Source organism: Nocardioides sp. GCM10023255 (assembly GCF_042653125.1).
GTDB lineage: Bacteria > Actinomycetota > Actinomycetes > Propionibacteriales > Nocardioidaceae > Nocardioides.
The window spans coordinates 159,828-183,221 of sequence record NZ_JBHSHU010000004.1; the positions used below are offsets into that span (position 1 = coordinate 159,828).

Below are 23,394 nucleotides of genomic sequence, written 5' to 3' on the forward strand. Positions count from 1 at the left end.
TCGCGTAGTAGTCATCGAGAGCCCGCGGGACGTCGGCTCGGGACACAGGGGGTCATCCATGCAGCTCGGCGACAGGTCCGACTCGGACTTCGACGACTTCGCGCTCGCCGCGTGGCCGCGCCTGCGCTGGTCGGCCTACCTGCTGTGCGGAGACCACCACCTCGCCGAGGACCTCGCCCAGACCGCACTGGTGCGCACCTATGCGCGCTGGGGATCGGTACGCCGGGCTGACGCGATGGCCTACACCCGCAGGGTGCTGGTGAACCTCAACATCGACCGGGTCCGCCGCCGGCGTCCGGTCGAGCTGGGCGACCTCGACGTCGACGCGACGGCCTCGCCCGACCGCACGGCGGGCAGCGACGACCGCGACGAGGTGGTCCGGTTGCTGTCGGCACTCACCGAGAAGGAACGCCGGGTCGTCGTGCTGCGGCACTACTTCGACCTCTCCGAGGCGGCCGTCGCGGCCGAGCTCGGGATGGCCCGCGGGACCGTGAAGAGCACCCTGTCCCGCGCCCTGGCCAAGCTCCGCGCCGACCAGTCACTGTCCGGGAGGACCTCATGAACGACCTCGACCTCCAGCAGCGCCTCGCCACGCCCCACCTCGATCAGCTCGGCCGGCCGGACCTCGCCGCCATCCGTCGGCAGGGCACCCGCCGGCGCCGCGGTCGGGTCGCGGCCGTGGTCGCGGGCTCGGCCCTCGCCGTCGCCGCCGCGGCCGGGGTCGGGGTCGGCCTCGGGGGCGTGGGTTCCGACGGCGCCGGCCGCCAGACCACCGTCTACGCCCCACCGAAGGCGCCGGCGGAGCTGTCCCCGCTGGCGAGGCGGGTGCTGAGGGACGTCCCCGGGGCGGTGCGGGTCTCGGCCGGCCAGGTGGTCATCCCCGGCCCCGGCACCGGCCGGCAGCACGACGAGGAGCTGCCGGCCGGGATGCTGGCCGAGCCTCCGGTGCCGCTCGGCGCGCACACCTACGTCGGCGTGACGGCGTACGCCCCGACGCAGTTCCCGGCCTGGCTCTACGACGAGGTGCAGCGGATCGAGCAGGAGGAGCTCGGCAACGAGAAGGACGGCTACCCCGTCGGCTCGACCGAGATGGGCATCCTGGTCGACAGCGGCAAGGCCGAGCTGGCCTGCCTGGCTCCCCGCTCCTCCTCCGGCGAGCAGATGCCGGGCAGCGCGTGCCACCCCGCGCTGGTCTCGACGGTCGGCGGCAGTACCTACCTCCGCTGGGGCATGGGCTCCGACGACTTCCTCGAACCGGGCAAGGAGATGGAGCTGTTCACCAGCATGGACTACACCTCCGGCTCTCCGCGGACCCTGTGGATCGGCGGCCTGGACGGCACCGCCGTCGACCGGGTCGCCCTCGAGCTGGCCGACGGCTCCACGGTCGACGCCACGGTCCTGGCCGGCACGCTGGTGCCGGGCGACACGATGTTCTGGGCCGACGTCGCCGGCGAGCTGACCCACGTGACGGCGTACGACGCCGACGGCGACGTGGTCGACGACCACGCGGTCACGTCCTGCAACGGCGGGGTCGACTGCGAGGTGCGCTGACCCACCACCGGGCCGCGCGGTCCGGCCGGCCGATCCCGGTCAGGCCCCCGCTGCGCGCCAGAGGGCGATCGAGGCGTCCACCGAGGACGCGCGGGGCAGCCGCGGCACCTCCCCGAGGTGGATCCAGCGGGCCTCGTCGGTCGTCCCGTCGGTCTCGTGCGTCAGCTCCCCGCCGACGACCTCGGCCTCGAACACGACGCGCACGTGCTTCAGCGGCCGGTCGGTCTCGACGAAGCGCCGGTGCGCGGGGACCACCCGGGTGTCGACGCCGAGCAACCGCCCGGGCCGCACGTCGTACCCCGTCTCCTCACGCAGCTCCCGCACCAGGCCCTCCTCGAGGCTCTCGTGCAGCTCGACGCCGCCGCCGGGCATCGTCCACTGCGGCGGGGAGGGCTCGTTCCACAGGGCCAGCAGGATGTGGTCGCGGTGGTCGACGATGACGGCGTACGCCGCCAGCCGGGTGTCGAAGTCGGGGTGGTCCACGTGGGAAGGTTCACAGTCCCCGCGGGGCGGGCGCAAACACCCCGCATGACCGGAATAGCGGCCGGGCACGCATTGTCATGCCCACCATGACGGTTCCCACGATCACCCTGAACAACCAGACGACCATCCCGCAGCTCGGCTTCGGCGTCTTCCAGGTGCCGCCGGCGGAGACCGCTGCGACGGTCACCCAGGCGCTCGAGGTCGGCTACCGCCACATCGACACCGCGCAGATGTACCAGAACGAGGAGGGCGTCGGTGAGGCGATCAAGGTCTCCGGCATCGCCCGCGACGAGCTCTACGTCACCAGCAAGCTCAACAACGGCTTCCACGAGCCCGACGCCGCCCGGCGCGCGTTCGACGAGACGCTGACCAGGCTCGGGCTGGACCGGATCGACCTGTTCCTCATCCACTGGCCGCTGCCGACGCTGTACGACGGCGACTTCGTGTCCACGTGGCGGACCCTCGCCGAGTTCGTCGAGGACGGCCGCGCCACCTCGATCGGCGTCTCGAACTTCCAGCCCGCCCACCTCGACCGGATCATCGCCGAGACCGGCGTGGTGCCGGCCGTGAACCAGATCGAGGTGCACCCCTACTTCACCAACGAGGACGCCCGCGCGGCCTCCATCCGGCACGGCGTCGAGGTCGAGGCCTGGTCCCCGATCGCCCAGGGCAAGGTGCTCGACGACGAGGTGATCAACAAGATCGGCGCCGACTACGGCAAGACCGCCTCCCAGGTCACGCTGCGCTGGCACGTCGAGCGCGGCGACATCGTCTTCCCGAAGTCGATGAAGGCCGAGCGGATGCGCGAGAACTTCGAGATCTTCGACTTCTCGCTCACCCAGGACGAGGTCGCGGCGATCAGCGCGCTGGACCGGGGCGAGGACGGCCGCACCGGTCCGAACCCGGACACGTTCGACTACGTCCCGGACTGACGCCCTCCCGCACGATCAGGCGTCGAGGGCCCGGCCCCACACCTCCAGCAGGTGTGCGAGCTGGGCCCTCTGCCGTTCGCTGAGGCTGCCGACGAGGCGGTGCTCGTTGGCCATGTGCGCCTCGAAGGCACGGTCGATGAGCTCGCGACCTGCGTCGGTGAGCGCGACCACCCGGCCGCGGGCGTCCCGGTCGGAGTGACGACGGGTCACCCAGCCCTGCTGGGCACACCGGTCGACCCGCTTGGTCACCGCACCGGAGGACACCATCGTCCAGGCGGCCAGCTCGCTGGGGGTCAGCTCGTACGGCGCCCCCGCGCGGCGCAGCGTCGCCAGCACGTCGAACTCACCCTCGCCCAGCCCGAACTCGCCGTAGACGGCGACCAGCTCCTCGGCCAGCCGGGCGGCCAGCCGGTGCAGCCGGCCGATGACCCCCTGCGGCGAGACGTCGAGGTCGGGCCGCGCGTCGTGCCACTGCGCCATCACCCGGCCGACGTGATCGAGATCGCTCCGCATGGCGGGAATATACCTTCCGGAGAAACTATTATGCTTTCCATGGAAACTAATCAGGCGCGTCTCGCGCTCGTCACCGCGGTCGCCCCCGTCGCCTGGGGATCGACGTACCTCGTGACCGAGACGTTCCTGCCCCCGGACCGGCCGCTGTTCGCCGCCGCGGTCCGGGCGCTGCCCGTCGGGCTGTTCCTGCTCGCGATCCGTCGTCAGCTGCCCACCGGGCGCTGGTGGGGCCGCGCGACCGTGCTGGGACTGCTCAACATCGGGATGTTCTTCCCGCTGATCTTCCTCGCCGCCTACCACCTGCCGGGCGGGCTGGCGGCGACCCTGCAGGCCACGGCCCCCATGGTCACCATGGCGCTGGCCTGGCCCGGGCTCGGCGAGCGGCCGGGCTGGGCCCGGGTGATCGCCGCCCTGGTCGGCGCCCTGGGTGTCGGCCTGCTGGTCCTGCGCTCACCCGGCGAGGTCGACGCGGTCGGCCTGGCCGCGGCGTTCGGGTCGGTGCTGGTCTCGGCGCTGGGCTACGTGCTGGTCAAGCGCTGGCCGGCGCCCGTCGACAACCTCACGCTGGTCTCCTGGCAGCTGGTCGTGGGCGGCCTGGTGCTGGTCCCGGTCGCCGCGCTCGTCGAGGGCGCGCCGCCCCGGATCGACCTCCCGGCCGCGGGCGGCTTCCTCTGGCTCGCCGTGGTCGGCACCGGCCTCGCGTACCACTGCTGGTTCCTGGGCCTGCGCAGCATGCCGGCCGGGGTCGTGTCCCTGATCGGCCTGGTCAACCCGGTCGTGGGCACCCTGCTCGGCGTCGTCCTCGCCGGCGAGCTCTTCGGCTGGACGCAGGCGCTGGGCATGGTCCTGGTCCTCGGCGGCGTCCTGGCCGGCCAGCCCGCCGTGCACGCGATGCTGCGCCGTCGTACGCCCGCGCCTGCCGTCCCCGCCCACGAGGAGCGCGAGCTGGTCCGCAACGCCGCCTGACGGGTAGTCCGGCACGTTTCGTCGCCCCGGCCCGGACGTACCGGGACGTCACGACCAGAACGTGCCGGACTACCCGCCGAGAACGTGCCGGACTATCCCAGGAGTTGGGGCAGGTCAGCCGATGGTGACCTTCACCTCGTTGGACTGCAGCTTGGTGTCGGTGTCGACGACGCGGAACCGGTTCACGCCGGTCTGGCTGGTCTGCACGTAGGTGGAGAACGTCTCGTTGCTGACCGAAGCGGTCACGGGGAAGTCCGTCCAGGCGCCGTTGGTGAACCGCTGGACCTGCAGGATCGCGCCCTCACCACCGGGGTAGACGCCGGTCAGGTCGATCTGCTCCATCGGCCCGACCGCGGTCTCGCCGGCCGACAGGGAGATCTTCTTCTCCGGCGACCTGCTCTTCTTCGGCTCCTTCGGGGGTGCCGAGCTCGAGGACTCCTCGCCCGGGGCCAGCGTGATCAGCGGGCCCGAGGCGGCCGTGGTCCTCGACGGCTTGGGGAGGTACATCGAGCGCTCGGCCGAGGAGTTCGAGGAGTCGGAACCGCCGTCGAGACCCAGCACGCGGGTGCCCAGGAGCGCCGCGAAGCCGAGGACCAGCCCGACCACCACCGCCACCCCGACGAGAGCGAGCAGCCCGGTGAGGACCGGGCGTTCTTCTCGATCGTCCATGTGGCAGTGCACCCCCAGGTCGTGCTGATGGTCGTACGGACCGGTCGCGCACCATTCTCGGTGACCGGGTCAAGCAGGGCCAATCGGTGCGCCCCGGTCCCGGAACCCCCACGCCCCCCAGGCCGAGAGCGCGGCCATCCCGGCCCCGAACGCCAGCGCCGTCGCGGTCACCGACGAGGTCGCGGCGAGCCACCCGAACAGCGGCATCATCGCCGGCATCAGGGCGAAGTCGGAGAGGCTCGTCATCGAGGACGCCCGCCCGAGGTACGCCGGGTCGATCGATCGCTGGAAGGCGCCCGAGACCAGCACCGACGCGCAGCCGGCGGTGAGCCCGACGACCACGGCACCGGCCACGAGCACGACCCGGGAGGGGGCTCCGAGGCAGGCGATGCCGCAGCCCTGCACCACCAGCACGAGGAACCCCGCCAGCGCGTCGCGTCCGGGACGCCACCACATCGCCAGCAGGGCACCGGCGGCAGCACCGACGCCGACCGTCGCCTCGACGGCGCCCAGCGTGGTCGCTCCCCAGCCCGAGGCCGCCACGCGCAGCGAGACGCCGACCGCGAGCGCCGGACCGACGAACAGGTTCAGGCCGGACAGGGACACGACGAACCGCCGGGCGCGCGGGTCGCGACGCACGTAGCCGAACCCCTCGACCAGCCCCTGACGGACCGAGCCGCTCGTCACCCGGGGCAGCTCGATCCGCGGCCGCGCGACCAGCCACAGCGTCACGCCGACGACCACGAACGTCGCGGCGTCCACGAGCATCGCGGCCCCGAAGCCGTACGCCGCCGCCAGCCAGCCGCCGACGCCGGCCCCGACGAAGACCGAGAGCCTCCTGGCCACCTGCTGCATGCCGGCCACCCGGCCGAGGTCCTCGGCGCGGACCAGCTGCCGCGGGAGGGTGGCGTTGGCCGGGTTGTGGATCGCGTCGGCCACGCCGAAGAGCAGCGCCACCCCGAGCAGCAGCGGGACCCGGGGCGCGCCGCCCTGCCAACCGGCCACCCCGACGAGCAGCACCAGCACCCGTACGGCGTTGCAGGTGAGCAGGATCCGGCGGGTGTCCCACCGGTCCGCCAGCGCGCCCCCGAACAGCAGGAAGGCCGCCTGCGGCAGCATCACCGCGCCGACCAGGAAGCCGGCGAGGGCGGGCGGGGCCGCGTGGACCGCGGCCCAGGCGAAGCCGATCGTGAAGACGCTGTCGCCGGTCCAGGAGACCGTGCTGGCAGCGACCAGGGCCTGGACCCGGCGGTCACGCCGCAGCGGGGGCAGGTCCTCGCCCGGGAGGACGGCGACCGGCCGCCCGAGGCCGATCACCGGACCACCGGCACGGCGTAGGCGAAGACGAACACCGGCTCGCGCTCGGCGTCCGGCCGGGCCTCGGCGTCCTCCCGGCAGCCGCGGGTCCACTCCGCGAGCAGGTCGGCGATGCCGGCTCGCAGCTCCTGCAGCTGCTCCCGGGTCGCCCGGGCCAGGCTCTCGGTCACCATTGCGGCCTCCTCCCAGGCGGGGTCGAGCCGATCCCGGTGCGCGTACCACTCCACCGCGTGCTCGACGTGGTGGCGGAGGTTGGCCCGCTCGGCGGCGGTGGCGACCTCGCGCGCCGCCGGGCTGTCGTAGTCGAGCACCGACCAGCTGAGGCGGCGTGGCAGCGCACGCCACCAGCTCTGGCGGGTGTCGCGGGCGAGCTCGGGCGCCGGCTCGACGAAGCCCTGCGCGTGCAGGGGCTTCAGGTGGTGGCTGACGCTGCCCACGGCGACCCCCAGGCGTCGCGCCAGCACCCCGACGGGGGCCGGTCCCTCCAGCACCAGCAGCTCGAACAACCGTCGCCGCAACGGGTGGTGGAACGCGACGAGGGCATCCACGGGCGCCGACGTGTCTCCCCGGTCGCGGGCGTCGCGCACCCCTGGTGCGGGCGCGCTGTCACGGTGGCGTTCTTCGGCGGTCTTCCGGGGCATGGCCGGGACGCTAGGGCGCCGCGACATCGATCGACAAGACTCCTTGTATAACTCCCGTCGCCAGGCCGGGACCTTGTCCACAGATCGCCCGGACCCGGTTTCCGCCGAGCCGGGCCCGCGCAGGCTCCGGTCATGACGATCTCGCTCCCCCAGGTCCTGCAGCACGCGCCCCGCGCGCTGACCCACCACGGTCCGGCCATCACCGCCTCGGCCACGATCCCCGCCCCCGACGTGCGGGTGCCGGGCGACCTCGACGCCTGCGGGACCTCGCCAGTCGCCGCCGTGGTCGAGCAGGTGTCCCGTGCGCCCCGCTGACCTCGGCATCGCGGTGCCGCGGGGGTGGAGGCGCTCCGCCGACCCGGCCCACGGCCTGCTGCTCGCGGCGCGGGCGAGCGTCCTCCCGAAGAGCGGGTTCCGCCCCACGCTCACGCTGCGGTGCGAGCCCGTCACCGGCGACCGGGCGGCCTGGCGGGACGCGGCCCTGCGCGAGGCCGCGGAGAGCCTGCCGGCGTTCGAGGTCGAGGACGCGGACGAGTTCGAGCTGGCCGGCCGGGACGTGAGCTACCGCCGCTACGCGCACGCCGCCGGCAGCGCCGACGTGATCTGCGAGGAGTGGGCGTGGCAGCTCGACGGCCTCGGTGTGGTGCTCACCGGAGCCGTGGCCCGCGAGGACTACCCCGACCACTGCGACCTCTTCGAGGCGGTCGCGGAGGCCTTCGACCCGGGGTCGGGGTCCGCGGTCGCCTGACCCGGACGGTCCCTACGCGGTCGATCCCTCCACGCCCTCGACGCCCTCGCCGGCGCGCCGGCGGGCCTCGCGCTCGGCCACGGCGTACCGGTCGGTGCGGGCGTCGTAGGACCAGAAGTCGCGCAGCGCCAGGGCGGTCGCCCCCACGCCCGCGACGCACGCGAAGCCACCGCTGACGATCGCACCACGCACGGTCCACAGGTCGGCGGTCACGCCGGCGCGGACCTGGCCGCCCAGCGGCCCCAAAGAGTAGGACAGCATCTCGATGCCGGCCAGCCGCCCCCGCATGCCCTCGGGGATCGTCTGGTTCCACACCGTGCCGCGGAACACGGCCGAGACCATGTCGGCCGCCCCGGACAGCATCAGGAAGACGGCCACCAGCCAGATGCTCGGCATCAGGCCGGCCATCCCGACGCAGGCGCCGTACGCCGCCGCGGCGATGACGATCGCGCGGCCGTGGTGGTGGATCCGCGAGGTCCAGCCGCTGAGCGCGGTCGCGAGCAGGGCGCCGACCGTCTCCGCGGAGTAGAGGAGGCCGAGCAGCTCCGGACGGCCGAAGACCTCCTCGGCCAGCGCCGGGAACAGCACGACCGGGAGCGCCAGCAGCATCGCCGCGATGTCGACGAGGTAGGTGCCGAGGAGGTCGCGCCGCGAGAAGGCGTAGCGCAGACCCTCCCCGATGCCCGCCAGGCTGGGCGGCGTGGTCTCCTCGCGGTGCGGGTAGGGCCGCATCGCCATGAACAGCACGCTGGCCACCAGCAGGCCGCTGATGTCCACCAGGAAGCACCAGCCGATCCCGACGTAGGCCACCAGCAGACCGCCGAGGGCCGGGCCCACGAGCACGCCGAGCTGCATGCCCAGGCTGGTCAGGTTGTTCGCCGCGGTGATCTGCTCGTGCCGCACCGTGCGCGGCATCAACGCCTCGCGGGAGGGCCGCTGCAGCGAGGAGGACGACGCGAGCAGCCCGGAGACCACGAAGATCACCCAGATGCTCGGGTCGTCACGGAACGCGTTGACCGCCAGCACCGCGGTGAACGCGGCCTGGGCCAGCCCCGTCCAGATGAGCAGCTTGCGGCGGTCCACGTGGTCGGCCAGCGCGCCGCCGTACAGGCCGAACACCACCAGCGGCACCAGCTCGACGAGGCCGATCGCGCCGACCGCGAAGTTGGAGCCCGTGAGCGTGTAGATCTGGTACGGGATGGCGACGTAGGACACCATCGCGCCGAAGTAGAAGACGGTGCCGGCGAGGAACAGCAGCCGGAAGTCGCGGGACTCCCGCAGGGGTGTCACGTCCATCCGGACGGCACGCAGTCGCTCTCGCCAGCTCACGAACGACAATCGTGGCACCCTGCGGCCCGCCGCCGCACCGGCTTTTCGCGCGGACCGGCCTAGCGGGTCACCCGGATCCGCGCACCCCGCCGCGGGACGCTGGTGATGTTGCGGACCCGGGGGCGGTCGTTCCCCACCGCGGTGACGTCGTACGCCGTGAGCACCTCACGCAGCACGGCGACACCCTCCATGAGGGAGAAGCCGGCCCCGATGCAGCGGCGGACGCCGCCGCCGAACGGGATCCAGGTGTTGGTGGGAGGGTTCTGGCCCAGGAACCGCTCGGGCCGGAACACCTCGGGGTCGGGGTGGTTGTCCGCGCGGGCGTGGCTGACCAGGATCGACGGGCCGACCGTGGCGCCGGCCGGCAGGTCCCAGCCGCCGATGGTGACGGGCTCCATGAGCGTGCGGACCACCATCGGGATCACCGGGTGCAGGCGCATCGACTCCTTGAGCACCGCGTCGAGCCAGGCGTCGTCACCGCCGCGGGCGGCCTCGCGCGACCGCGCCAGCAGCCGCGGGTCGCGGCCGAGCTCGTAGAGCGCCCAGGCGAGCGCGGTCGCGGTGGTCTCGTGACCGGCGAGCAGCAGGGTGACCAGCTGGTCGCGCAGCTCGGTGTCGTCCAGCGCGTCCGTGCCGTCCTCGCCGTCGCGGACCAGGATCAGCCGGGACAGCACGTCGGTCCGCTCGGCGAGGTCGGGCGCGGCACGGCGCTCCCGGATCTCGGCGTGGATGAGCCGGTCCAGCTCGTGCTGGTTCTGCACCGTGCGCTTCCAGGGCCCGAAGCGCTGGAGCCTCGGGTAGCCCCAGCCGAGCAGCACCGCGGGACTGACGTCGACGGTGGCGTTCACCCGCGGCCGGAGCGCGGCGAGCCGGCGCTCGTCGGTCACCCCGAAGACCACCCGCAGGATCACCTCGAGGGTGAGCGCGTTCATCCGGTCCAGCGCCCGGAACTGCGAGCCGGGCGTCCAGCTCGCGACCTCGGCGCGGGCCACCTCGGTGACCAGCGACTCGTAGCCGCGCAACGCGTGGCCGTTGAACGCCGGCATCAGCAGCTTGCGGGCCCGCTTGTGCTCGCCGGAGTCCTGCAGGAGCAGCGAGTGCTCCCCCATGATCGGCCCCAGGATGGCGTTGGCCTTGCCGGCGTGGAAGACCTCCGGGTCGCCGGCGAAGATCTCCTTCGCGTGCTCGGGCCGGGTGAAGACGACCAGCGGTCGGCCGCCCGGGACCAGCCGCACCGTGAAGACGTCTCCGTACCTGCGGTGCAGGTAGGGGTGGAACCAGTGCCGGAAGCGCAGCAGCCCCGCGCTCTGCACCAGCACCGGCCAGCGCGGCCCCGGCGGGAGCGCGGAGGTGTCGACGGGCGGCAGCGGACCACCCCCGACGAAGCTCATCCGGCGGAATCGTTCCTCGGTCAGCTCGTCGATGTCCCGGTCGATCGTGGCCATGCTCACATACTACGAGTACGTCAAGGGTCGGTCGCCCCTCGTGGAGCCTCTTCTGCTGGTAGCGTCGCGGCCCATGGGCAGCACGCCGTCGCTCGCGTCGCAGCGGCGGCGTTTCGCCGTCGCGGTGCCGGTCGCCGCGCTGCTGACGGTGCTCTTCGCGATCCTGCTCCAACCCGGCTTCGGCGAAGCCGTGCGCGAGTCGGCCAGCGGCCTCGGGCTGCTCACCGCCGGCGTCGTCACCGCGATCAGCTGCGGCGTGCGGGCGCGGCAGACCACGGGCCGACGCCGCCGCTCCTGGCGGCTGCTCATGTGTGCGGGCACCGTGGCCGTCGCCGGCAACCTCTGGGTCGCCGCCACCGGCGCCGACCCCGTGGACTCGCCGAGCGCGGTCAGCAACGCCAGCATCGCGATCGCGCTGCTGCTGTCGATCGCCGGCCTGCTCAGCTTCCCGAGCGCGCGCCGACGTGGCCTCGACCAGCTCCTCATGTCCCTGGACGGCCTGATCGCCGGCAGCGCGGTCCTGGTCATCGCCTCGGTGCTCGTCTACTCCGAGCTGCTCGACTCCGTCACCGACGACTTCGCCTCCCGGTCCGCGGCACTGCTCTTCCCGGTCCTCGACGTCGTGCTCGCCACCGTCGCCCTGCTCCTGCTGCTGCGCACCAGCGGCCGCGACCGTCCCGCCCTCGCCCTGGTCACCGCCGGCTTCCTGACGTACGCCGTCGCGGACCTCGCGTTCGCGGTGCTCTCGTCCCAGGAGCGGTTCCACTTCGGCACCACCCTCGACCTCGGCTGGATCGTCGGCTACCTGCTCATCGGGCTGGCCGCGTGGTACCCGAGCGACCAGGCCGACGGCGCGCCCGAGCACGCCGAGAGCCACGGGTCCGACGCCCGTGGGACGGTGCTCGTGGTCACGGTCCTGCTGACCGCCGGCGTGGTGCAGGTCGGCTTCGGCAGCGGCGGCCGGCTGCCCGTCGCCCAGTCCGCGCTGTGGCTGGTGCTGATCCTCTCGGCCGGCCTGCGGCAGACCCTGCTCGCCTCCGACAACGCCGCGCTGCGCCGCGGCCTCGAGCGCCGGGTCCGCGAGCAGACCGCCGACCTCACCCGGCTGGCCCGGCAGACCGAGGTGCTGCTCACCTCCGTCGGCGACGGCATCTACGGCGTCGACCCCGAGGGCCGGATCACCTTCATCAACCCCTCGGGCGCGGCGGCGCTGGGGTACGACCCCCAGGCGCTGCACGGCCGGAAGGCCCACGACCACTTCCACGCCCCGGCCGAGGACGGCACGCCCTACCCCGCGCAGGGCTGCTACATCGACGACGCCATCCGCAGGGGCATCGTGGCCAGCTCGGAGGAGGACGTCTACGTCCGCTCCGACGGCGCGACGTTCCCCGTGGAGATCACCGCCTCCCCCCTCGTCGACGGCGAGGAGGTACGGGGCGCGGTGGTGGCGTTCCGTGACGTGACCCAGCGCCGCGAGGTCGACCGGATGAAGAACGAGTTCCTCTCCGTGGTCAGCCACGAGCTGCGCACCCCGCTCACCTCGATCCGGGGATCGCTGGGGCTGCTCGCCAGCGGCCGCCTCGGCGAGCTCCCGCCCCGCGCGGACTCGCTGGTCGACAACGCGCTGCAGAGCAGCGAGCGGCTGACCCGGCTGATCAACGACCTGCTCGACATCGAGCGCATCGAGTCCGACTCCCGACCGATGGAGATCGAGTCGCTCGAGGCCGGCCACCTGCTGGCCAACGCCGCCCAGGCCATGGAGGGGCTCGCCACGTCGACGAAGGTCCGGATCGAGGTCGGCGCCTGCTCCGGCCGGGTGCTGGCCGACGAGGACCGGGTCATGCAGACCCTCACCAACCTGATCGGCAACGCGGTCAAGTACTCCGACCCCGGCAGCGTCGTCGTCCTCGAGGCCGAGGACCGCGGCGACCACGTCCTGTTCCGCGTCCGCGACTGCGGCCGCGGCATCCCCGAGGAGAAGCTGGAGAGCATCTTCGAGCGCTTCGAGCAGGTCGACTCCTCGGACGCACGGCTCAAGGGTGGGACCGGGCTCGGCCTGGCAATCAGCCGCGGTATCGTCGAGCGCCACGGCGGACGGATCTGGGCCGAGAGCCAGCTCGGGATCGGCACCACCATCCACTTCACGCTGCCGGCTGCTCCGGCGCGGGCCACCGACACCCCGGGTGCCGTCCAGCACGCCGGTGGCTCGACCACGAGAGGGACCCACGATGCGTGACCACGCCGGTCCGGACATCACGATCCGCACCGGGTCGGGGACGGGCCGCACCCTGCTCTCCGCCTTCGACGACGCGCTCTGGCTGGCCGGGGTCGCGAACTTCAACCTGATCACGCTCTCGTCGGTGATCCCGCCGCGGAGCCGGGTCCGGGTCGTCGCCGACCAGCCGCTGGCCGGCGGCCACGGCGACCGGCTCCACTGCGTGCTGTCCACGGCGTACGCCGACCACCCCGGCGAGATCGTCTGGGCCGGGCTCGGCTGGACCTTCGACGAGCAGGCCGGTGGGCTGTTCGTGGAGCACCACGGCGGCAGCGAGGAGTCGCTGCTCGAGCAGATCGAGCTGAGCCTCGCCGACATGGGTGCGCGGCGAGGGGGCGCGTTCGGCCCGGTGCAGACCGTGACGACCTCGGCGCACTGCGTGGACCGACCCGTGTGCGCGCTCGCCGTTGCCGCCTACGAGGTCACCCCCTGGGGGCCCGGTGCTTGACCGGTCGGCGTCGACGATCGACATCTCGGTCGAGACCGAGGTCGACGACGCCACCGCCGCGGCGTACTACCAGCTCTACCGGCAGACCTTCGGGGCGCTCGAGACCCGCGCGGTGGCCCGGCAGCTGCTGCACGAGCACGAGTTCCTCGAGGAGATGCGCGACCCGCGGGTGCACAAGTACGTCGCCTGGAACGACGAGCGCGAGGTGATCGGGATGTCCACGCTGACCGCGGACCTCCAGACCGTGCCCTGGATCAGTCCGGCCTACTTCGCGCACCACTATCCCGAGCACACCGCCCGGCGCGCGGTCTACTACCTCGGCTTCACCCTGGTGGACCGGCGGCGGCGGCAGACCCGGGTCTTCCGGGCCATGGTCGAGCGGATCGTCGAGCTACTCGTCGCCGAGCGCGCGGTCTGCGCGTGGGACATCTGCGCCTACAACGACGACCTGATCGGGCTCAACGACAACATCGAGCGGATCCTGCGCGGGTGCGCCGAGGTGACGGTCGCTCCGATCGACCGGCAAACCTACTACGCCGGGACCTTCCACGGGCCGCTGCCCACCAGCGAGGCCTGACCTGCGGGTCCCGGGGACGCGGACCCGCCCGCGCCCCTAGCATTGGAGCCTTCGGAGGTCGAGGAGGGCCGCGATGACCGTCCCCACCGTTCTCGTCGTCGACGACGACGACTCGGTCCGCGAGATCACGCAGCTCGCGCTGGAGGTCGTGGCCGGGTGGCGGGTCGTCGCCGCCGACCGTGGCGCCACCGCCCTCGAGCTCGCCCGCACCCTGCAGCCCGACGCGATCCTGCTCGACGTGATGATGCCGGAGATGGACGGCCCCACGACCTTCCGCCACCTGCAGGCCGACGAGGCGACCCGGGACATCCCGGTCATCCTGCTCACCGCGAAGGTCCTCGCCGGCGAGCGCCAGCTGTGGGACGAGCTGGCGATCCGCGGCGTGATCCCGAAACCGTTCGACCCGATGACGCTGCCCACCGAGGTCTCCCGGATGCTCGGCTGGGAGGCCTGACAACGCAACGGCCCGGTGGTGTCGAGGACACCACCGGGCCGCTGCGCGCGCGTCAGTCGGTCACCACCGCCTTCAGCACGTCGACCTTGGCCGCCGTCCGGGCCGGACCGATCGCGGCGACGACACCGGCCACCGCCGCCAGCCCGACGTAGAGCAGCACCTGCACGACCGGGATCGAGACCGCCTCGATGCCCTCGTCCTTGAGTGCCTGCGACAGCGCCAGCCCGATCGCGATCCCGAGCCCGGCGCCGCTCACGGCACCGATCAGCGAGATCACCGCGGACTCCCACCGGACCATCGCCCGGACCTGGCCGCGGGTCATGCCGACCGCGCGGAGCAGCCCCAGCTCGCGGGTGCGCTCGAAGACCGACAGCGCCAGCGTGTTGACGATGCCCAGCAGCGCGATGACCACCGCCAGCAGCAGCATCACGGTCACGAGGGTCAGCAGCTGGTCGATGAACCCGCTGGCCTCCTTCTCGAAGCCCGCCCTGTCGAGGACCTTGGCGTCGGGGTGGTCGGCCAGCGCGTCCGAGATCGCCGCCTGCACCTCGCCACGGTCGGCGCCCGGCTCCAGCGTGAGGAACGCGCTGGAGACCAGCTGGGGGCCGGCGAAGGCGTTCTGCCCGGCGATGCTCAGGACGTAGTCGTCACCGATCCAGCCCTTGCCGTCGTACACGCCGACCACGTGCAGCCGGTGCGCACCCGTCTGGGCGAACTCCGCCGTGATGGTGTCGCCGACTCGCCAGTGGTGCTTCCGGGCGGCCGACTCGGCCACCAGGACGCCGTCCCTGCCCAGGTCCTCGACCGACCCCCGGGAGATGTCGAGACCCATGATGTCGCCGGCCGTGGCCGGGTCCACCGAGGAGAAGCTCGAGGGCTGGTGGTCGAACCGGGCCTCGCCCCAGCCGCTGGGCGACACCTCGGCCACACCGTCGACCCCCTCGACGGCACCGACCACCGACTGGCTGAACCCGGGCGCCTGGGCGCTCGACGTCACGACGTACAGGTCGGCGTCGATGTCCTCGGCGACCACGTCGCCGAAGGACGCCTTCAGCGACGAGGCGAAGACCCCCATGCTCACGACCAGGGTGAGGCCGATCATCAGGGCCGCCGCCGTGGCGGAGGTACGCCGCGGGTTGCGGACCGCGTTCTGCCTGGCCAGCTCGCCGGGCATGCCGCGCATCCGCAGCGGAGCCGCGATCGCCGCAGCCAGCGGGCGCACCAGGATCGGCAGCGCCACGATCAGGCCGACCATCGCCGCGAGCAGCCCGAGCCCGAAGACCAGGAAGCTGGCGTCGCCGTAGAGGTTGGCCAGCATGCCGCCGGCGCCGGCACCGATCACGGCCAGGCCGGCCGCGGCGCGCCGCTTCGACGGCTTCTCGGCCCCCGGGGTGGACTCCCGGAGCGCCTCGACCGGCAGCACCTTGGTGGCCCGGCGGGCCGGGACCAGACCGGCGAGCACGGTGACGAGGGTGCCGACCAGGAAGGACAGCCAGATGGCGGTGGTGGGGACCTGCAGCGCGGTGAACGGCAGGGCGAGCCCCACGACGTCCATCAGCACCTTGAGCCCCTTCGCGACCGCCAGGCCGAGCCCGAGCCCGATGGCCGAGGCCGCGACCCCGAGGAGCACCGCCTCCATGAGCAGGCTGGTCATCACCTGGCGCCGGCGGGCACCGATCGCCCGCAGCAGCGCGATCTCGCGGGACCGCTGGGTGACGGTCATCGTGAAGGTGTTCCAGATGATGAAGGACCCCACGAACAACGCGATGCCGGCGAAGGCGCCGAACACGATGCCGACGATCCTGAAGTTGGCCTTGATCGCGTCGGCGTTCTCCTGGGCGACGGCGTCACCGGTGACGGCCTCGGTCCCGGCCGGCAGGACGGCCGACAGGCGGTCGGCCAGCTCGGCCTGGGAGACGCCGGGGTCGGCGCTCACGTCGATGCTGTCGAACGTGCCGGGCGTACCGAGGACCTTCTGGGCGGTCGCGGTGTCGAAGTACGCCGAGGTGGTGCCCCCGAGGTCCTTGACCCCGTTGCCGTACCCGACGGTCCCGACGACGGTGAACTCCCGGGTCGAGTCCTGCAGCAGGACCTTGATCGTGGAGCCGACCGCGATGTCGTGGTCCTCGGCGCTGGTGGCGTCGATGGCGACCTCGTGGCCGTTGGTCGGGGCGGTGCCGGAGAGCAGCTCGACGTCGCCGCGCAGGTCCTCGTCGGCCGGCATGCTGTAGCCGTTGGTCGGGGCCCCGCCGTTGGTGGTGATGGCGCGACCGTCGTTGTCGGTCAGCAGCGCGTAGCCGGACACCGACCCCTCCGCCGCCCGGACGCCGTCGACCTGGTTGATCCGGTCGAGGACCGAGGCCTTGATCGGGCCGTGCTCGGTGCCGACGCCCTCGGTCGAGGTGTACGGCGCCTCCGTGCGCACGACCGCGTCGGTGCCGGAGCCGATCTTGCCGAAGAGCTGCTCGAAGGCCAGGCCCATGGTGTTGGTCAGGATCAGGGTCCCGGCCAGCAGCGCGACGCCGAGTGCGATCGACGACGCGGTGAGCACGAGTCGCAGCTTGTGCGCGACCATGCTCCTGAAGGTTGCGGTCCACATGTCAGCCTCCCAGTCGCTTCATGTAGTCGAGGACCTCGTCGGCCGAGGCGGCGTGCAGCTCGTCGACGATCCGGCCGTCGGCGAGGAAGATGACCCGGTCCGCGTAGCTCGCGGCGGTCGGGTCGTGGGTGACCATCACGACGGTCTGGCCGAGGTCGGTGACCGCGGTCCGCAGGAACGCGAGCAGCTCGGCGCCGGACGCGGAGTCCAGGGCACCGGTCGGCTCGTCGGCGAAGACGATGTCGGGCCGGGACGCGAGCGCCCGAGCCGCGGCGACCCGCTGCTGCTGGCCTCCCGACAGCTCCGAGGGCCGGTGCGAAAGCCTTTCGGTCAGGCCCACCGTGGCGACGACCGAGGCCACCCAGTGCGGGTCGGGCTTGCGGCCGGCGATCCGCATCGGGAGCAGGATGTTCTCCGCCGCGGTCATGGTCGGCAGCAGGTTGAACGACTGGAAGATGAACCCGATCCGGTCGCGGCGCAACAGGGTGAGCGCCTTGTCGCCGAGCCGGGTGATCTCGGTGTCGCCGAGGTAGACCTCGCCGGACGTGGGCCGGTCGAGACCGGCGAGCATGTGGAGCAGCGTCGACTTGCCGGAGCCCGAGGGGCCCATGATGGCGGTGAACTGGCCCTCCCCCAGGCCGACGCTGACGTTGTCGAGTGCCGCCACGGCGGCGTCGCCGCTGCCGTAGGACTTGCTGAGCCCCTCGGCCCTCGCCACAGCGGCGGTCGAGACGCGGGGGGTGGTGGTGAAGACGGTCATGGCTCGGTTCTCCTGAGGTCGGGGCCGCCCACGGATCGGGGCAGGTCACCAGCACACGCCGGTTCGGGGTCCGAGACGATCGGGCTGGGCGCACTCGGGCAGGCGGTGGCCGCCCGATGCCCGACGGGTGATCGTGCGGCCAGCCCCACCCCGGGGGTGGGGGCAGGCACCTCCCGCACCGGGCCGCGAGCGCGCACACTGCTGACATGACCTGGTGGGCGGCACGGCGTCGTCGGACGCGGCGCGAGCTGGCGGCGGACGCCCTCGAGCTGGCCGGCCTGGTCGTCTTCGCCGTCCTCGTGTACGTCGTCGTCGTGCTGGGCGGCGGCGCGCTGACCGGCCGCACGTCCGAGCCGGCGCTCTCCCTCTCGGTGCTGGCGACCGCCGTGCTCGCCCTGGCCTTCGACCCCGTGCAGACGCGGCTGGCCGGGGTGGCGGCGCGGGTGGCGCACGGCGGCGCGCCCCCGCCGTACGACGTGCTCCGCCGCTTCACCGCGACCGCCACCGGGACCTACCCCGCCGAGGAGCTGCCGTCCCGGATGGCGCGGGTGCTGGCCGAGGGCACCGGTGCCACGTGGTCGCAGGTCTGGCTCGTGGTCGACGACCGACCGACGCTGGCGGCGACGTGGCCGCCCGGCGCCGTCCCGGGTCCCCAGCGCGGCGAACCGCCCCCGTGGGACCTGGACGTCCCGGGCCGGCGTCGGCTGCCCGTGCGCCACGGCGGCGAGCTGCTCGGAGTCCTGGTGGTCCAGGAGCACGAGCACGTGCCGCTGACCTCGGTGGAGGAGCGTCTGTTCGCCGGCCTCGCCGGCCAGGCCGGCCTGGTCCTGCGCAGTGCCCGGCTGCGGGCCGAGCTCGAGGGGCGGCTGGCCGAGCTGTCCCGCCGGGCCGAGGAGCTGCGCGCCTCGCGCCAGCGGCTGGTGGACGTGCAGGACGAGCGCCGCCGCACCCTCGAGCGCGACATCCACGACGGGGCGCAGCAGCACCTCGTCGCCCTGGCGGTGAACCTGCGCCTCGCCCACACCCTGCTGAGCCGCTCGCCGGACCGGGCAGGGGAGCTGCTGGCGAGCCAGCACCAGGCGGTCGCGGACGCGATCGACACGCTCGCCCAGCTCTCCCGCGGCATCTACCCGCCGCTGCTGGCCGCCGGCGGACTGCCGGTGGCGCTCGAGGCCTCGGTGACGGCCGGAGCGGTCCCCGTCACGGTGACCGCCCGCGACGTCGGGAGGTACTCCCCCAACGTCGAGGCCGCTGCGTACTTCTCCTGCCTCGAGGCGGTGCAGAACGCCGCCAAGCACTCCGGCGCCGCGACGATCCGGGTGTCGCTCGTCGGCGGTCCGGAGGCCCTGACGCTCACCGTCGAGGACGACGGCCGCGGCTTCGACCCGGCCGCGACCCCGGAGGGCGCCGGCCTGGCGAACATCAGGGACCGCGTCGAGTCGGTCGGTGGCACGGTCAGCACCGTGTCCGGCCCGGGTCGCGGCACCTGCGTCCGGGCCACGCTGCCGGCCTCCCCGACGGTCGTCGGTGGCTGAGATGCTGCCGCGCCTGGCCTGGTCCCTCGCCGCACTCACCCTGGCCCTGGTGGTCGCGGACGTGCTGGTCTCCGCGCAGTCGGTGTCGCTCGCGTCCGAGACCGCGGTCGCGGTGCACGGCTTCCCGTTCGTGCACGGCGCCGTGCTCGGGTCGGCGGTGATGGGGGCGGTGATCGTCGCCCGCTACGAGCGGCACCCGATCGGCTGGCTGCTGGGCCTGGTCGGCGTCACCAGCGCCGTGTCCCTGCTCACCGAGGCCTACGCCTACTGGGTGCAGGAGGCCGACGGCCCGGGACCGGAGGTGCTCGGCGGCGTCGCCGCGTGGGCGTCGTGGCTGTTCGGCGGACAGCTGGCGATCGCCGGCATCGCCCTGATGTTCCTGCTCGCCCCCGACGGGCACCTCGTGTCGCGACGCTGGCGCCCCGCCGTGTGGCTCACCGGTCTCGGCGCCCTGATGTGCCTGGGCGCGGTCCTGTCCATGGATCCGGCGACCTTCCGGCTCGAGACCCAGGAGGACGTCGTCGGTCCGGTCCGGCGCGCCCTGCTCACGGGCGGGTTCCTGCTGATCAGCGCCGGCCTCGTGGCATCTCTGGTGTCGATGGTCGGCCGGCTCCGACGCAGTCGCGGCGAGCAGCGCCAGCAGCTGCGGCTGATCGCACTCGCGGCCGGGTTGGTCGCCCTCGGCATCCTCAACCTGCTCGTGGTCCAGTCGCTGAACGGCGGGAGCCAGACCTGGCTCGCCGGGGTCCCGCTGTTCGTCGCCTACTTCCTGATGCCGATGCTGTTCGCGGTGGCCGTGCTCCGCTACCGGCTCTACGACATCGAGGTCGTCATCAACCGGACGGTCGTCATCGCCGCGGGGAGCGCGTTCGCGGCGGTCGGCTACACCACGATCGTGGTGACGGTGGGCCGGGTCGTCGACGAACGGACCGGGGGCTTCTGGTTGTCCCTGCTGGCGACCGCGCTCGTGGCGGTGGCCTTCCAGCCCCTCCGCCGCCGGGTGGTGCGGCTGGCGAACCGGCTCGCCTACGGGTCGCGGGCCCAGCCCTACGAGGAGCTGTCGGAGTTCAGCCGGCGGCTCGCCGAGACACCGTCCGCGGACACGCTGCTCCCCACGGTCGCGGCCGCGGCCGGCGAGGCCCTCGCGGCCCGGTCCGCCACCGCGACGCTGTCGGTGCCCGGGACCGACCCCGTCCGCGCGACCTGGGGCGAGCCGTCCTCCGGGGCCACCGACACGCACGCGGTCCCGGTCGTCGGCGAGGGCGGCGTCCTCGGCTCGGTCGAGGTGGCCATCCCGCGCGGACGAAAGCTGCGGGCCGCGGACGAGCGCCTCCTCCGCAGCCTGGCCGACCAGGCGGCCGTGGCGTTCCGCAACGTCGCGATGCAGGCCCAGCTCGCGGGGCACGTGGCCGAGCTGGACCGGGCGACCGGGGAGCTGGCCGGCTCCCGGGCGCGCGTGATCGAGGCCGACGACGCGGCCCGGCGGGCGCTCGAGGAGGCGATCTCGCGCGACGTGCTCCCGCACCTCGTCGTGGTCGCCGACGGCCTGCCGCCGGCCGACGCGCCCGGCCACGACGCACCCGTCCAGGACGCCGCCGCGGTCGAGGAGCTGGTCGCGTCCGTCAACGCCGCACTGGAGGCCCTGCGCGAGCTGACCCGCGGCGTCTTCCCGACCCAGCTGGCCCGGGCCGGTGTCGAGCCGGCGCTGCGCTCGTTCCTCGCCCGCACCGACGCGTCGACCGTGCTGAGCGTGGACCCCGCGGTGACCGGGGCGCGCTTCCCCGACCGGGTCGAGGCAGCCGTCTACTTCGGCGCCACGCGAGCGGCGGCCTCGCAGCCGCCGCCGGACGCGATCGAGCTGACCGTCGACGGGAGCGACCTGCTGCTGACCGTGCGCGGCATCGGCGTCGGTCAGGTCGACCTCCAGGGCATCGTCGACCGGGTGGAGGCGGCCGGCGGGTCGGTGGCCGAGGCCGGGCGGGCGCTGGTGCTACGCGTCCCCGCCGGCGCCGGTCGGGCGGACCTGGTCGCGAGCGGCCAGCCAGGCCTCTGAGAGCCGGTCGGGACCGAACGTCGCCTTGGCGAGGTACGTCGCTGCGCCGGACCCGGTCAGGTCGAACTGGTCCTCGTCGTACGTCGAGAGCAGGACCACGACCGGGCCGCCGGCCGCGGTCAGCCGCCGGCTCGCCTCGATCCCGTCCAGGCCCGGCAGGTGCACGTCCATGAGCACCAGGTCCGGCTCCAGCTCGTCGGCGGCGACCAGCGACTCCTCACCGGACGCGACCGACCCGACGACGACGAACCCGTCGGTCGCGTCGACGACGGTCGCCATCGCCCGGCGGAACGGCTCCTGGTCGTCGACGACCAGGACGCGGACCTGGGGCATCGGACACCTCCTCGGACGCCATCGTCCCCCCGGAGCCGCGTGCTCCGGGAGGGTGCTGCCCGCACCGCTGGCTGCGGTTTCCCCCTCCCCGCCACCCCGCCGTCCCCCTCACCGCGGTGTCGGACCGCCGGTGGCCTCGAGGTAGGCCAGCACCGCCATCACCCGGCGGTTCACCTCGGACTCGTTGACCAGGCCGAGCTTCTGGAAGACCGAGCCCACATGCTTCTCCACCGCGCGCTCGCTCATGAACAGCGCCTTGGCCGTCGCGGCGTTGCTGCGCCCGGTGGCCAGTGACTGGAGCACCTCGCGCTCCCGCTCGGTGAGCCCGGAGAGCGGCGAGCTGGACTCCCGGCTGCGGCGGTCCAGCAGCCCCTCCACGACCTTCGGGTCCAGCGCCGACCCGCCGCGCGACACGTCGTACAGCGCCCGGACCAGGTCGTCGACCTGCGAGACCCGCTCCTTGAGCAGGTAGCCGAGCCCCGCCACCCCCTCGGAGAGCAGCTCGAAGGCGTAGTCCTCCTCGACGTACTGCGACAGCACGACCACCCCGGTCTCGGGGTAGTCGGCGCGGATCCGCTTGGCGGCGTCGATGCCCTCGGTGGTGAAGGTCGGCGGCATCCGGATGTCGGTCAGCACCGCGTCGGGACGGTGGGTGGCCACCGCCGCGTGGAGCGCGTCGGGGTCGGCCACCGTCGCGACCAGGTCGACCTCGGCAACCTCGGTGAGCAGCCCCGCGACACCCTCACGCACCAGGTAGTTGTCGTCCGCGAAGACGACGCGCACCGCCATGGACTCACTGTAGGCCGCCCGACGCGCCCGTAGGGTCGGGATGGTTCCGCTCCCGTCCGCAGGAGGCAGCCGGTGAAGCCGTCGCTGATCGCGCTCGCCGCTGCCTGCGGGTTCGCGGTCTCGACGTCGCTGCAGCACCGCGCGGCCAGCGGCGTCCCCGGTCCGGCCGGCGCGGTGCGTCTCGTGCTCCGCCTGCTGGCGACACCCCTCTGGCTCCTCGGATCCGCGCTCGGGCTGGTCGCGTTCGCGCTGCACGCCCTCGCCCTGCACCTGGGAGCGCTCGCGCTCGTCCAGCCGCTGATGCTGTGCGGGGTGGTGCTCGCCGTCCCGGTGCGGGCGGCGCTGGGCAGGCGCCTGCCGCACCGCAGCGAGCTGACGGCCGTCTCGCTCACGGTGCTCGGTCTGGCACTGTTCCTCTCCGCCACCCGCCTGACGAAGGGGTACGCCGACCCCTCGGCCGACCGGGCCGCGGCCGCGTGCGCGGGAGTCCTCGCGGCCTTCCTGCTCCTGATCTGGCTCGCGGCCCGGCAGCGGGTCGCGACCAGGCGGGCGGCGCTGCTCGGGGCCGCCTCCGGAGTCGTGTTCGGCGCGATGGCCGGCCTGATCAAGTTCGTCGCGCACGACGTGCAGGTCGCCGGGGCCTGGCCGGCGCTCGCGACCTGGCGACCGTGGGTCCTGCTGCTCGCGGGGCTGGGCGCGGTGACCACGAACCAGCGGGCCTTCCACGCGGCCCGGCTGGCGGCGTCGATGCCGATCCTCAACGTCGTCAACGTGCTGGTCGCGATGGCGTTCGGCTGGATCGTGTTCGACGAGGCACCGGTCCGGGGCCCGCTCTCGCTGGCGGCCCAGCTCGGCTCAGCGGCCCTCGTGGTCGCCGGGCTCACATGGATCGCTCGCCTGGAACCGGCCGCTCCTGCGCAGGCACCGGCTCCTTCTCGACCTGCGGGCTAGGCTCGTCCCGTCAGCATCACCCGCCT

General features: G+C 73.4%; 24 protein-coding genes. 13 read left to right on the top strand and 11 right to left on the bottom strand.

The features are described from left to right. The first annotated feature begins 58 nt into the window (after nt 1-58). The gene (locus ACFO9I_RS08280; RefSeq protein ID WP_379179674.1) at nt 59-562 is read left to right on the top strand and encodes a SigE family RNA polymerase sigma factor; all 504 of its coding nucleotides are present in this window, start codon (nt 59-61) and stop codon (nt 560-562) included. Next, nucleotides 559-1,551: a hypothetical protein gene (locus ACFO9I_RS08285; RefSeq protein ID WP_379179676.1), complete on the top strand. Its 993-nt coding sequence runs from the start codon at nt 559-561 to the stop codon at nt 1,549-1,551. Before ACFO9I_RS08280 ends, ACFO9I_RS08285 begins: the two co-directional genes overlap by 4 nt. Before the next feature lie 39 nt (nt 1,552-1,590). Here the strand turns inward: ACFO9I_RS08285 and ACFO9I_RS08290 are convergent, their stop codons facing one another. Beyond that, nucleotides 1,591-2,034 (bottom strand): NUDIX hydrolase, encoded by a 444-nt coding sequence (locus ACFO9I_RS08290; protein ID WP_379179678.1) that lies wholly within the window; start codon nt 2,032-2,034, stop codon nt 1,591-1,593. A gap of 86 nt (nt 2,035-2,120) precedes the next feature. On the opposite strand from ACFO9I_RS08290, the gene ACFO9I_RS08295 reads away from it, so the two are divergent. After that, nucleotides 2,121-2,966 (top strand): aldo/keto reductase, encoded by an 846-nt coding sequence (locus ACFO9I_RS08295; RefSeq protein WP_379179680.1) that lies wholly within the window; start codon nt 2,121-2,123, stop codon nt 2,964-2,966. Nucleotides 2,967-2,981: 15 nt separating this feature from the next. On the opposite strand, the gene ACFO9I_RS08300 is transcribed toward ACFO9I_RS08295, so the two are convergent. Next, nucleotides 2,982-3,479, bottom strand: coding sequence for a MarR family winged helix-turn-helix transcriptional regulator (locus ACFO9I_RS08300; RefSeq protein ID WP_379179682.1), 498 nt, complete (start codon nt 3,477-3,479; stop codon nt 2,982-2,984). A gap of 39 nt (nt 3,480-3,518) precedes the next feature. On the opposite strand from ACFO9I_RS08300, the gene ACFO9I_RS08305 reads away from it, so the two are divergent. Beyond that, nucleotides 3,519-4,445, top strand: coding sequence for a DMT family transporter (locus ACFO9I_RS08305; RefSeq protein WP_379179684.1), 927 nt, complete (start codon nt 3,519-3,521; stop codon nt 4,443-4,445). Between the two features lie 114 nt (nt 4,446-4,559). Here the strand turns inward: ACFO9I_RS08305 and ACFO9I_RS08310 are convergent, their stop codons facing one another. The 3 genes from ACFO9I_RS08310 to ACFO9I_RS08320 all read right to left on the bottom strand — a co-directional run bounded on the left by ACFO9I_RS08310 (nt 4,560) and on the right by ACFO9I_RS08320 (nt 7,072). After that, the gene (locus ACFO9I_RS08310; RefSeq protein ID WP_379179686.1) at nt 4,560-5,114 is read right to left on the bottom strand and encodes a hypothetical protein; all 555 of its coding nucleotides are present in this window, start codon (nt 5,112-5,114) and stop codon (nt 4,560-4,562) included. 69 nt (nt 5,115-5,183) lie between these two features. Continuing rightward, on the bottom strand, nt 5,184-6,431 hold the full coding sequence (locus ACFO9I_RS08315; protein ID WP_379179688.1) for an MFS transporter: 1,248 nt from the start codon (nt 6,429-6,431) through the stop codon (nt 5,184-5,186). Continuing rightward, a complete protein-coding gene (locus ACFO9I_RS08320) occupies nt 6,428-7,072 on the bottom strand; it encodes an ArsR/SmtB family transcription factor (protein WP_379179690.1) in 645 nt (214 codons plus the stop codon). Before ACFO9I_RS08320 ends, ACFO9I_RS08315 begins: the two co-directional genes overlap by 4 nt. 132 nt (nt 7,073-7,204) lie before the next feature. Between ACFO9I_RS08320 and ACFO9I_RS08325 the strand changes: the two genes are divergently transcribed. Both ACFO9I_RS08325 and ACFO9I_RS08330 read left to right on the top strand, forming a co-directional pair. Then, nucleotides 7,205-7,387 (top strand): hypothetical protein, encoded by a 183-nt coding sequence (locus ACFO9I_RS08325; protein WP_379179692.1) that lies wholly within the window; start codon nt 7,205-7,207, stop codon nt 7,385-7,387. Then, nucleotides 7,374-7,820 carry a hypothetical protein gene (locus tag ACFO9I_RS08330; RefSeq protein WP_379179694.1) on the top strand — a complete coding sequence of 149 codons (447 nt, stop codon included), beginning with the start codon at nt 7,374-7,376 and terminating at the stop codon, nt 7,818-7,820. Before ACFO9I_RS08325 ends, ACFO9I_RS08330 begins: the two co-directional genes overlap by 14 nt. A gap of 12 nt (nt 7,821-7,832) precedes the next feature. On the opposite strand, the gene ACFO9I_RS08335 is transcribed toward ACFO9I_RS08330, so the two are convergent. Further along, on the bottom strand, nt 7,833-9,149 hold the full coding sequence (locus tag ACFO9I_RS08335) for an MFS transporter (RefSeq protein ID WP_379179696.1): 1,317 nt from the start codon (nt 9,147-9,149) through the stop codon (nt 7,833-7,835). A gap of 59 nt (nt 9,150-9,208) precedes the next feature. Then, the gene (locus ACFO9I_RS08340) at nt 9,209-10,594 is read right to left on the bottom strand and encodes a cytochrome P450 (RefSeq protein ID WP_379179698.1); all 1,386 of its coding nucleotides are present in this window, start codon (nt 10,592-10,594) and stop codon (nt 9,209-9,211) included. A 73-nt stretch (nt 10,595-10,667) separates the two neighbouring features. Between ACFO9I_RS08340 and ACFO9I_RS08345 the strand changes: the two genes are divergently transcribed. The 4 genes from ACFO9I_RS08345 to ACFO9I_RS08360 all read left to right on the top strand — a co-directional run bounded on the left by ACFO9I_RS08345 (nt 10,668) and on the right by ACFO9I_RS08360 (nt 14,348). Further along, the gene (locus ACFO9I_RS08345; RefSeq protein WP_379179700.1) at nt 10,668-12,830 is read left to right on the top strand and encodes a PAS domain-containing sensor histidine kinase; all 2,163 of its coding nucleotides are present in this window, start codon (nt 10,668-10,670) and stop codon (nt 12,828-12,830) included. Then, complete coding sequence (locus tag ACFO9I_RS08350) at nt 12,823-13,317, top strand: pyruvoyl-dependent arginine decarboxylase (RefSeq protein ID WP_379179702.1); 495 nt, start codon at nt 12,823-12,825, stop codon at nt 13,315-13,317. Before ACFO9I_RS08345 ends, ACFO9I_RS08350 begins: the two co-directional genes overlap by 8 nt. Further along, the gene (locus tag ACFO9I_RS08355; protein WP_379179704.1) at nt 13,310-13,894 is read left to right on the top strand and encodes a hypothetical protein; all 585 of its coding nucleotides are present in this window, start codon (nt 13,310-13,312) and stop codon (nt 13,892-13,894) included. The genes ACFO9I_RS08350 and ACFO9I_RS08355 overlap by 8 nt, the downstream gene beginning before the upstream one ends. A 73-nt stretch (nt 13,895-13,967) precedes the next feature. Continuing rightward, the gene (locus ACFO9I_RS08360; RefSeq protein ID WP_379179706.1) at nt 13,968-14,348 is read left to right on the top strand and encodes a response regulator; all 381 of its coding nucleotides are present in this window, start codon (nt 13,968-13,970) and stop codon (nt 14,346-14,348) included. Between the two features lie 52 nt (nt 14,349-14,400). Here the strand turns inward: ACFO9I_RS08360 and ACFO9I_RS08365 are convergent, their stop codons facing one another. After that, a complete protein-coding gene (locus ACFO9I_RS08365) occupies nt 14,401-16,947 on the bottom strand; it encodes an ABC transporter permease (RefSeq protein ID WP_379179707.1) in 2,547 nt (848 codons plus the stop codon). Nucleotide 16,948: 1 nt separating this feature from the next. Beyond that, on the bottom strand, nt 16,949-17,707 hold the full coding sequence (locus ACFO9I_RS08370; RefSeq protein ID WP_379179708.1) for an ABC transporter ATP-binding protein: 759 nt from the start codon (nt 17,705-17,707) through the stop codon (nt 16,949-16,951). Between the two features lie 206 nt (nt 17,708-17,913). On the opposite strand from ACFO9I_RS08370, the gene ACFO9I_RS08375 reads away from it, so the two are divergent. Continuing rightward, nucleotides 17,914-19,242: a GAF domain-containing sensor histidine kinase gene (locus ACFO9I_RS08375; RefSeq protein ID WP_379179709.1), complete on the top strand. Its 1,329-nt coding sequence runs from the start codon at nt 17,914-17,916 to the stop codon at nt 19,240-19,242. 1 nt (nt 19,243) lies between these two features. Continuing rightward, nucleotides 19,244-21,295: a GAF domain-containing protein gene (locus tag ACFO9I_RS08380; protein ID WP_379179987.1), complete on the top strand. Its 2,052-nt coding sequence runs from the start codon at nt 19,244-19,246 to the stop codon at nt 21,293-21,295. Here the strand turns inward: ACFO9I_RS08380 and ACFO9I_RS08385 are convergent. Then, complete coding sequence (locus tag ACFO9I_RS08385) at nt 21,233-21,628, bottom strand: response regulator (RefSeq protein ID WP_379179710.1); 396 nt, start codon at nt 21,626-21,628, stop codon at nt 21,233-21,235. The genes ACFO9I_RS08380 and ACFO9I_RS08385 overlap by 63 nt on opposite strands. 108 nt (nt 21,629-21,736) lie before the next feature. Continuing rightward, nucleotides 21,737-22,417 (bottom strand): response regulator, encoded by a 681-nt coding sequence (locus ACFO9I_RS08390; RefSeq protein ID WP_379179712.1) that lies wholly within the window; start codon nt 22,415-22,417, stop codon nt 21,737-21,739. Between the two features lie 72 nt (nt 22,418-22,489). On the opposite strand from ACFO9I_RS08390, the gene ACFO9I_RS08395 reads away from it, so the two are divergent. Beyond that, nucleotides 22,490-23,368 (top strand): DMT family transporter, encoded by an 879-nt coding sequence (locus ACFO9I_RS08395; protein WP_379179714.1) that lies wholly within the window; start codon nt 22,490-22,492, stop codon nt 23,366-23,368. Nucleotides 23,369-23,394: the final 26 nt, after the last annotated feature.

Bases quoted from the DNA above. Each gene is read 5' to 3' on its own strand.
- ACFO9I_RS08280 (WP_379179674.1), top strand. From the start codon at position 59: ATGCAGCTCGGCGACAGGTCCGACTCGGACTTCGACGACTTCGCGCTC.
- ACFO9I_RS08285 (WP_379179676.1), top strand. From the start codon at position 559: ATGAACGACCTCGACCTCCAGCAGCGCCTCGCCACGCCCCACCTCGAT.
- ACFO9I_RS08295 (WP_379179680.1), top strand. From the start codon at position 2,121: ATGACGGTTCCCACGATCACCCTGAACAACCAGACGACCATCCCGCAG.
- ACFO9I_RS08300 (WP_379179682.1), bottom strand. From the start codon at position 3,479: ATGCGGAGCGATCTCGATCACGTCGGCCGGGTGATGGCGCAGTGGCAC.
- ACFO9I_RS08305 (WP_379179684.1), top strand. From the start codon at position 3,519: ATGGAAACTAATCAGGCGCGTCTCGCGCTCGTCACCGCGGTCGCCCCC.
- ACFO9I_RS08310 (WP_379179686.1), bottom strand. From the start codon at position 5,114: ATGGACGATCGAGAAGAACGCCCGGTCCTCACCGGGCTGCTCGCTCTC.
- ACFO9I_RS08320 (WP_379179690.1), bottom strand. From the start codon at position 7,072: ATGCCCCGGAAGACCGCCGAAGAACGCCACCGTGACAGCGCGCCCGCA.
- ACFO9I_RS08325 (WP_379179692.1), top strand. From the start codon at position 7,205: ATGACGATCTCGCTCCCCCAGGTCCTGCAGCACGCGCCCCGCGCGCTG.
- ACFO9I_RS08340 (WP_379179698.1), bottom strand. From the start codon at position 10,594: ATGGCCACGATCGACCGGGACATCGACGAGCTGACCGAGGAACGATTC.
- ACFO9I_RS08345 (WP_379179700.1), top strand. From the start codon at position 10,668: ATGGGCAGCACGCCGTCGCTCGCGTCGCAGCGGCGGCGTTTCGCCGTC.
- ACFO9I_RS08350 (WP_379179702.1), top strand. From the start codon at position 12,823: ATGCGTGACCACGCCGGTCCGGACATCACGATCCGCACCGGGTCGGGG.
- ACFO9I_RS08360 (WP_379179706.1), top strand. From the start codon at position 13,968: ATGACCGTCCCCACCGTTCTCGTCGTCGACGACGACGACTCGGTCCGC.
- ACFO9I_RS08365 (WP_379179707.1), bottom strand. From the start codon at position 16,947: ATGTGGACCGCAACCTTCAGGAGCATGGTCGCGCACAAGCTGCGACTC.
- ACFO9I_RS08370 (WP_379179708.1), bottom strand. From the start codon at position 17,707: ATGACCGTCTTCACCACCACCCCCCGCGTCTCGACCGCCGCTGTGGCG.
- ACFO9I_RS08375 (WP_379179709.1), top strand. From the start codon at position 17,914: ATGACCTGGTGGGCGGCACGGCGTCGTCGGACGCGGCGCGAGCTGGCG.
- ACFO9I_RS08380 (WP_379179987.1), top strand. From the start codon at position 19,244: ATGCTGCCGCGCCTGGCCTGGTCCCTCGCCGCACTCACCCTGGCCCTG.
- ACFO9I_RS08385 (WP_379179710.1), bottom strand. From the start codon at position 21,628: ATGCCCCAGGTCCGCGTCCTGGTCGTCGACGACCAGGAGCCGTTCCGC.
- ACFO9I_RS08390 (WP_379179712.1), bottom strand. From the start codon at position 22,417: ATGGCGGTGCGCGTCGTCTTCGCGGACGACAACTACCTGGTGCGTGAG.